Origin of the sequence: Pseudoalteromonas arabiensis, assembly GCF_001550155.1 — a bacterium.
GTDB lineage: Bacteria > Pseudomonadota > Gammaproteobacteria > Enterobacterales > Alteromonadaceae > Pseudoalteromonas > Pseudoalteromonas arabiensis.
In genome coordinates this window covers 1-9,509 of record NZ_LRUF01000020.1, presented here as the reverse complement: position 1 = coordinate 9,509, position 9,509 = coordinate 1, and the positions used below count along the sequence as shown (strand labels likewise).

At 39.5% G+C, this 9,509-nt stretch carries 4 protein-coding genes; all 4 read left to right on the top strand.

The window, feature by feature from the left end:
* Positions 1 to 1,779, top strand: a 1,779-nt coding sequence (locus PAARA_RS20775; protein ID WP_245219937.1) for an RHS repeat domain-containing protein, incomplete at its 5' end; no start/stop codon positions are given.
* Positions 1,779 to 2,153, top strand: a complete 375-nt coding sequence (locus PAARA_RS09630) for a hypothetical protein (RefSeq protein WP_062568833.1) — start codon at positions 1,779 to 1,781, stop codon at positions 2,151 to 2,153. The genes PAARA_RS20775 and PAARA_RS09630, both read left to right, overlap by 1 nt.
* Before the next feature lie 300 nt (positions 2,154 to 2,453).
* Positions 2,454 to 2,969 carry an HD domain-containing protein gene (locus PAARA_RS09625; RefSeq protein WP_062568832.1) on the top strand — a complete coding sequence of 172 codons (516 nt, stop codon included), beginning with the start codon at positions 2,454 to 2,456 and terminating at the stop codon, positions 2,967 to 2,969.
* A 366-nt stretch (positions 2,970 to 3,335) separates the two neighbouring features.
* On the top strand, positions 3,336 to 9,509 hold a 6,174-nt coding region (locus PAARA_RS09620), incomplete at its 3' end, for a SpvB/TcaC N-terminal domain-containing protein (protein ID WP_276325282.1).

Below are 9,509 nucleotides of genomic sequence, written 5' to 3'. Positions count from 1 at the left end.
GATGGGTTTGGTAATTTAAAACAAGTGGATGTAACGACAGGTAACCTTGGTATTGACCAACACCAGTTTTCTGAGAGTTATGTTTATGATGACTTGCATCGATTAAAAAGTAACTCAGTCAATGGTCATGAAATCACACACTACAGCTATGACAGTGTAGGTAACTTATTATTCAAATCAGATTACGCCACAGAGTACGACTACACAACAGGGACAACAGGTGGGCCAAACGCAGTAAAACGTGTATACCGAAGTGGTAGTTGGAAAACATTTAGCTACGACGCTCGTGGTAATATGATAAAAGGCGATGGATTATCACATGCAATTTACAACGCAATGGATAAGCCAATCCAACTCATAAAAGAGGGCAAAACACTTAACTTTACTTACGGTCCACAACACATGCGCTTTAAGCAAGTGAATGGCAGCGTAACCACCTTCTACAGTGATAAATTATATGAAGAAGACATCGACGGCACCAAAACCACATGGCGTGCCTATATTGATGACATAGCAGTGATAAGCCAAACGACGGATGAGACTGCGAGCATACGTTACACACATAGAGACCGTTTACAAAGTGCGCGCATAATCACAGACTATAATGGTTATGTGAGTACTCAACGCAACTATGACCCATTTGGTAAACCACGTTTAGCCAGTGGTGGCTTAATGCCGGTTGGAAACGCAAAGCTAAATGACTTAGCAGATGCAAAAACACGACGTGGCTTTACTGACCACGAGCATTTGGACGATATTGAGCTTATTCATATGAACGGTCGGGTGTACGATTATAACCTTGGCAGGTTTATGAGTGTTGACCCTTTGATTCAAAGCCCAACGAATAGCCAGAGTATTAACCCTTATTCGTATATAATGAATAACCCATTGGCAGGGATTGATCCAACGGGGTATACCGATTGTGCAGCTTCAAGAATAGAAAGTGCCTGCGAGTCACTTGGCAGTAGTTTTGGGGGGTATGATACTAATTATGGAGCAGAAGCTCAGGCATATGGTAATGCTTCTTTAGCGGTTGCAAATTCAACTGCCAGTGTAGGCAATAATATCAGTAATGGCTTGGATCAATCTTTAGCCTTAGCAAGCTCTAAACTTGATAGTATGGATATCGGCTCCCTACAAAATATGGAACAAGGCTCAAATAGAGAATTGAGTAATGAGCAGCTGAGCCAAATATACTCTGATACAGCTGAAACAATTGGAGATGCTGCTATAGCATCTATTGTAAACTTATTTCCTGACATGGTTAATGGAACTATAGACTGGACCGAACGATTTTTACATCAAGAATCAGGTTCGCTTGGTAGAGTGGGTCAGATAGTCGAAGTTGATAACGAAGTAACCCAAGAAGTAGTAAATGACTTCAGAAAAGTAGGTTCTGTTTTACTTGCAAATACCCCTCTTCGTGCAAGCACCCCAGCATCAATGAGGTTACCGTCAGGTGGATTATCTGGCAACCTGGTTGCCCAGCCCAAGTTAATATGGGGGCTAAATGCAGAACAAATAGCAGCCTCATTGACTGCTGAAGGTTATCAAGTCGCATTAAGCCAGTCGAAAAGGGGTTCAGGTAACGCAATAATCATAAAAGTAGAAGGACATAAGCAACTTACACAAATCCAAGTTCATTCAGGTGGCGGAAGACATGGTGGTGCTTATTACAAAATATCGACCAGTAGCCAAGGTAAAGTCTGGGTTGTTGATCCTGCAACATTCCGTGCCGACCCTACCCAAAAAGGCACAATAGTAAGTGGAGTTAATTAATGGTTAGCGAACAATTTGAATGGGCATTATTAGCATTAGCTCAACCTGCAAAAGTTCAACTTGGATTATTTCCTGATTTTGCTAACGCGGCAGATGAGCTAGCGTTAAGCTGGGAAGAAGCCCTAGAGGATACTGATTTGGATGAACTGCCTAATAATGCAAGAGGTGCTATCAAAGAACTTGATGACTATATGCTATCTATTAGCGGTCAAGAGAATGCAGAGTTGTGGACCAATGAATCTGTATCAAGCAGTGTTCAATGGGCGAAGATGAGAAAAATGGCTAGCAGAGTAATTAAAGAGTTTGGCTGGATAAAATCCTCTCCTCATAAACCATCATGGGCAATTTATGTTCATGGTGACGAATCTACTTAACAGAGTCTAAAACAATTCATAGGATCCGGAAGGGATCCTGTGGAGGATAAATGAGGCCGCGTCTTGCCTTTTTCCTGTTTATTGCTGAACAAAAAAAGCTTTTAGTGCGCAGCTAACCCCAGTAGAACTGCGCACTTATTGTCCGCAGGTTGTGCAAAATGTGTTAGTGCCACTTCCTACTGGCACTGGCTCAAATAGCTTGATGCTTGCATGTGATTTACCATAGCAGCACTTTAACGTGACAAAATACATCAACACGGTCTACGCTTAATTTTGTTCTAAAACTTTGAGGTTGCCATAATGAATCATTTTGCGCTTTTGGCTAAATCACTTCGGTTGGCTGCCCAATACCACGCTCAACAACAGCGTAAATCAGATGGCTCACCCTACATTAACCACTTAATCGAAGTTGTCGATATGCTTGTTAATATTGCTCATGTTCAAGATGAAAATGAGTTGTGCGCTGCCGCTCTTCATGACAGCCTAGAAGACACAGAAATTACCAAGGAACAAATTGCGAATGAATTTGGTATTTTTGTGCTTGAAATGGTGCAAGCGCTAACAGACGATAAAACACTATCATTAAAAGCACGTAGGGCTAGCATACTCGAACAGCTGCCCACTAAAGCGACCTCAATCCAGCGTATTAAGCTTGCTGATATTTGCTCAAACGCTACAGCCATTCCTTGTGGTTGGTCAAATGAGCGACTAACAGATTACTTTGTTTGGCTTGATCAAGTTGCTGAACTTTGCAAAAACGCAAGCCCCTCATTGTATGAGGAATACCTAAAAAGAAGAGCTATCACCATCAAGTAACACGTTTACTTTCGCCTAATATTCCAACCTACTTGATTCTAAAACCAACCCAAAACGTATGTAGTTCATGGGCATGTTACTATTTGGCTGTGATTTTAATCATAAAAGACTATACAAAGGTAATAGAGGTAGACAGTAAGCCATCTTTGGTTGAAGTTTAACGCTCTATTTTTGATGGCTATTCAAAGAGGAAAAGTTATTGAATAATTAGCTGGTTCTAATATAGGAATATATTAGTATTCTTATAAATGTGATATATGGTACTATTTGCGACCAATTTTTTAGATAGGTTAGTTAATTGTGTTTTTATTAAGGAAGATTTTAATCCTTGTTGCGTTTTTTATCTTTAGCGCGCAAGGGAGTGACATGGTCGTTAAACAGTTTGAATGGAAACCTTCAGTCGTTCTTGTAGGCGAGCCAACAACTTTTTACTGGAACATCGAAAATGCTAAGTCATGTTTTGGAAATAATAAGCCACGTACATCAAGTGGTAACAACGGGAGACATGTTTACACATACGCTCAAAATAAAGTTACAAGTTGGTCATGTACTGATTCTCGTGGAAATACAATCAACTTAACTGCCCCATTAACCGTAGAAGAAATACCTAGTACTCCAAGAAAGCCCTCTATTTCTCTAGCTAGAGGTAAAGTTAATGTATCTTGGAGTAAAGTAAGTGGTGCTTACAAATATAAAGTTTACTACCGATTAGACTCTAATTCATGGCGTTATTACAGATCATCAGTAGGCTCTAGCTTATTAACTAATCTGACAAGCCCCGGAACCTATCAGGTTAGAATTTCGGCTTGTACAGTAAATGATCACTGTTCGGGTTATTCTTCAATTAGTTCTATTCAAATTCCACCTCCAGCAATGCAAGTGAAGCAATTCGAGTGGAAGCCAGCCGTGATAACGGTAGGTCAGACCTCGACATTTTATTGGGATGTTGAGAATGCTGATTCATGTTATGGCAATAATAAAACAAGGCCAATTAAAGGAAATAATGGTTTACACAGATTCCTTGCAGAAGAAGAAAAAATTACCGAGTGGTTTTGTAAAGATAAATCAGGGAATCGATTACCAACAAATTCGAATGCATTTCTTACCGCAAGGCTTAATGTTGTTCCTGTAAATAAAAGTGATTCGCCTGCTTGTTTGAATATACCAAGCATTACTCCCGTAAATACACCAATTAACATTTCATGGTGTGGTACTGCAAAACAAGGTGTCACTAAATTTGAGCTTTTTGGTGAGCTAGATGGTTTACTCTTTAGTGGTGCACCTAACACTATTCCTATCAACTCACTAGGCCAGTACAAAGTTACTAGACCTCGTTTAGCTGCTGGAAGAGAGTATTGTTATAAAGTAAGAGCTACTTACAGTGATGGAAGTGTAGGTGGGTTTTCTGATACGGCGTGTACTGTTGTGGGTGAAAAAGCGTTTGATGCACCAAATGCGTTTACAATTTCTCGTCAAAGCAGTGATTATGTTCTCGAGTGGAGCAGTGTTGTTGGGGCAAGTCACTATGTACTTGAACAAAGAACAACTCTTCAATCTGGCGGGTGGAAAAGTTTTCAATGTGGTACCCGTAATATTCAAGATACAAGATGTAACACTCAGCTGACAAGCAATGACTTCGTGCCTGAGCTAGGTGATAAAGCTGTCTTTAGAGTTTCAGCATGTAACTCTCAGAATATATGTGGTGACTTTAAACGAGCCAATATTAGTAATGAACAGCTGCCAGAAGCGCAAGAAAAAAATTATGCCCAAACGACTTTGCAAGTTCCTAGCGACTCTAGTCAATCAAGTGTAATAACAGCTCCAAGTTTTGATAATGTAGGAACTATTGCTGGTTCTGCAGGCGTAAATGGTGGTGCAGCTAGCTACTCTATTCCTTTAGAAATTCCACCTGGTAGAGCTAGTATGCAACCAAAACTGTCTCTAAATTACTCCTCTAGAAGTGGAAGTTCAACAGTTGGTACTGGTTGGGCTTTTTCTGGAGGCTCAAGTATAACTCGTTGTAGTTCAACTTTGGCTCAAGATGGTTATATTCAAAATCCACAATACCAAAGCGATGATAAGTTATGTCTTGATGGTCAAAGGCTTATAGCTGGACAGTCAGGCACTGTTTATTATCCGGAGATGGACTCATCCACTCGTGTTACACAATCAGGTTCTTTAGATAGTCCGTCCGTTTCATTTACTGTTGAGTATAAAAATGGTGATATTGCCTATTTTGGTAAAACTTCAGGCTCACGCTTAGTGCATCAAGGAAAAAGTAGTCCCTATGCATGGCTCATTGAGTATAAGCATGATGCAACAGCAAAGAATTATATCAATTATAAATATCAAGCTTTTGGTGTCGGAGAAAAGTTATTAACCGAGCTAAACTACACAGCTAACTCATCGTCTAGTTTAGGGCTTCAATCAGTTCGTATTGAATATGAGAATAGAAATAATAAGAATTTTGGTTATATATCAGGTGGTAAGTACTCAAGTACAAAACGTATCCAACGTATAGAAATGCTATCAAGCGGGAATGTCAACTTCTCTTACCGTCTAGATTATAATGTTAGTGTAAAAACAGATAATTTAGAAAAAATCAGGAAATGTTTTGCTAATGGCTGTTTAGAGCCAACAACGATTACATGGTCTGGTGAATCAGACAACTATAAGATGATGCCTCTGGGCACTAACTCTAATCCATTTCTAATTCGTGATGCAGAGTATTTATCCCTAGAATTACCTCGTGGCGATGCAAATGGAGATGGAGTAAGGGACTGGAAGAATAAATTTATTAATGCAGAAGGTGAGGAAACAGGTAATTTTGCATCTAATTTTGAGCAATGTAGAGATACCATTTTTACAGGACAGCTAGTATGCTTTTCTGCAGACTTTGATCAGGATGGACTTTCTGATGAGTGGGAAGTCGTTAATGACTACCTGCGTCTTCGTTATTCGAATGGTGAGGAGTATGGAACTAATGTCTTTATCCCTAGTAACTCAATAATTCCAGGGACGAAAAATCGAATTGTAGATATTGCGGATTATAATGGTGACTCTTATCCTGATTTAATGGTTTTTACTGCTCCAAACAATAGCAATATTAACTTAACACTATATACCCACTCTAGAGACGCTGCTTCTCCTTATCCTCGTGGAGAGGTTGTTTATAACTACCCAACTACTAGTTCATCTAGTGTTGGAGGAAGCAACCGTTTAGCTAGAAGTATTGAGTTCAATGGTGATATCACAGGAAATGGTTTACCAGACTTACTTATAACCGACAATATAGCTAGTTGGAATGGACAGTCGTACGCTCAGCCAATTCCAGACAAAATTTTAAAGAATACTTCTTCTCCATCAGCAATTCAGTTCAGTTCAATAGATTTGGATTTAGTAACTGAGAAAAATTTTTTAAACCAAGTATTCAGTTATTTTGCTGATGTTAATGGCGATTCTCTCCCTGACTGGATTGGGTGGGAGTCTGGCGATTTTATACTTAGACTAAACAAAGGAAATGGGGATTTCTCTCTATCTCAAACTTTGGGTGTTCCTATAGTTCCTATGAGAAGTGTTCAGGTCGTAATTAAAGATGAACCATATATTAGATATGAACCAATGTTTATAGGCGCGATTAAGGTTTATGACGTAGATAATGATGGCCGTGTGGAGTTAATCGTCCCAGGCAGAATTGTCGTTGAAGGATGCTCATCAGGGATCATGAATCAGTATAAGGAAGAAACTTGGTGCGGTAGTGATATTTATACAAAGACTTGGAGTAATGCTCCAGGAGGCTACAAACGCTCAATAAATGCAGAAAAAGCTGATGATAGCTTATATGAATTTAATAAGTATGACTTTGAGTTTGACTTGGCTGGAAACGTTTCTGTGAAAAAAGAGAACACAGATCTTATTGGTCATGCGTATGAATCTACATTTATGGATGTTTTTGGTACGGGTTTACAAAGTTTCGTATTTTTACACAGAAAGCGGCTGTGGACATCTCATGATAATAATCCTTATGCATATGGTGTTTATGTAAACAGAAATTATGGTGCAAGGGAATCTTTTAATAATTACGACTACTTACCAACAAATTTAGTTACTACAATCGTGAATGGGCTGGGTCGTGAGAGTAATTGGAGTTATTTACCATTGACTTCAGGTCAAGGAGGAATCGGTGAGGGTTCACCTCATTACAGTCTTGGCAGTGATTATAGCTCAGGGTATTTGAATTTTGCATCTAGTATGTATGCTGTTTCAAGTTTTAAGCAAAACGACAGTGTTGGTGGTTTTTCCGAAAAAAAATACTCTTATCATGGTGCAGTTTATAATTTACAAGGCCGTGGTTTTATGGGGTTTAAATCTATTGCTGAAGAGGACGTTACTACAGGGCTTGTTACACAATCTGATTTTATGCAAGCTTTTCCATTCCAAGGAAAACTAACTCGACAAGCAACATTTGCAAAAGCAAACTATGGTAGACATGATTTGTTGAAATCTGAAGCTTTAGAGTCGCAAGCTTTACTTTTTAAAGAAATTGATTGGAAAGACAATCCAAACTATTCGGTTGCTGGTGTACACGGTGTTTATCCTAAAACAGAAAAAACGGTGACGAGACTGCCTTCTACTAATGAGAGTAGCAGTAACTCTTACAATAAAACAGAAGCTTCTACAAAAATAGTTACGATCAATAATATTGATAAATATGGCAATGTGAAAGAGAAAGTCACACAACTGGCTGATCGCTGGGGAGTCAACAAAATAACCGAAGTGATGGATTACGAGTATGACGAAAATACATGGTTCATTGATAAACTAAGAAAAAAGACGATTACTAAACATACGCTCACAAGTCGTAACGTATATGATCCTGTTACCTCGACTTCAGAGTTAGATCCAACGATAAAAATAGTCACTGATTATAGTAACTACCATTTAAACAGAAAACCTAAGAATATCACAGTAAGTGGTTTGCAAGGTGCTTCAGCATCAGGCAGAGGCAATACAACGAGTATCATTTTCAACAATTATGGTTTGCCAACCCAAGTAACCCAAACAGCAGAAACTTATAAAGCGAGTAACAGTTGGAGCGACCAAGTTAGAACGAGTAAAATCACCTACTCTAAGAATGGTACAACCGAAGCAAGTGATGGGTATTTTCCATATAAACAAACGAATGCAAAAGGACACATCAGTTACACAGAAGTGAAGGCAGCCACAGGGCAAATAACCGAGACACGGCAACAGCTTAGTGGTAATAGCTACCTAACAACGCGTTACACATTTGATGATTATAACCGTCCTTACAGCAGCAAAACAGATGGTCAACCAATTGTGTACACAGCGGTACAAAGCCCAGATGTGCAAGCACCTGAGAACGCTGTTATCCAAATCGTTAAAGTGAGTGCAGGTCAACCGACGCAAAAAGTCTATCAAGATAAGCTTGGCCGGGTATTACGCACAGCAGTAGAAGATTTTAATGGTGACTGGGTATTTACTGATATTAGTTACGATGCAAAGGGCTATAAAATCTTTGAATCTGTTCCCTATAAAGAGGGGAATAGGTCATATGGTGTCACATACACTCATTATGACATCCTTGGTCGCCTAACAGAAAAAGTGACCAACCAAGCTTGCGGCGACATGACGACCACTTATGCCTATTCTGGGTTGAAAACAGATATCACAGCAACAGAAGATTGTAACAACAAAGCACTTGACATGTCTCGAACTTACAATAGTTTGAAGCAGTTAATGGAAACAGTTGATGCAGCGGGAGGCATTACACGTTACAGCTATAATGCACAGGGGTTACCCATTGTTATTCAGGATGCAAATGGCAATAAGATTCTTGCTAAATACAATGCACTGGGGCAGAAGACGCAAGTTGATGACCCAAATCAGGGGGTAACCAACTTTGAGTACAATGGCTTTGGTGAGTTACAACGAGAAATACGTGTTGGCAGTAAAACCCTCAGTTATATCACCGATGTATTAGGGCGTGTGACGCGACGAACAGGTACTGGGGAAAACACATTGTCGTACACCTACGACGGTGCAACATACGGCCTTGGACAGCTAAGCCAAGCAACAGGAAACGGAGTGACTAAAACATTCAGTTTCGATAGTCATGGCAGACCAGCCACACAAACAATAACTGGTAGTGGTAAATCCTATAAAACAACCACCTTCTATGATGCAAACTACGGACGAGTTAAAGGGCTACGTTACCCAAATGATTTAACAATTAGTTACGATTATACAAATAGTGGTTATTTGCAGCACGTTAAAAATACAGCAAACGACTATATTTATAAAACAGTGACAGACCAAGACGTATTTGGCAACATCACCGCAGCAAAGCTTGGAAATGGCACATCAGAAACGGCCACCTATAGTGAGCAAAATGGACAAATGCTGTTGAAGAGCGTGGCGAAAGGCACTCGTAATTTAATGAATATCAATTATCAATCATACGATGGGTTTGGTAATTTAAAACAAGTGGATGTAACGACAGGTAACCTTGGTATTGAC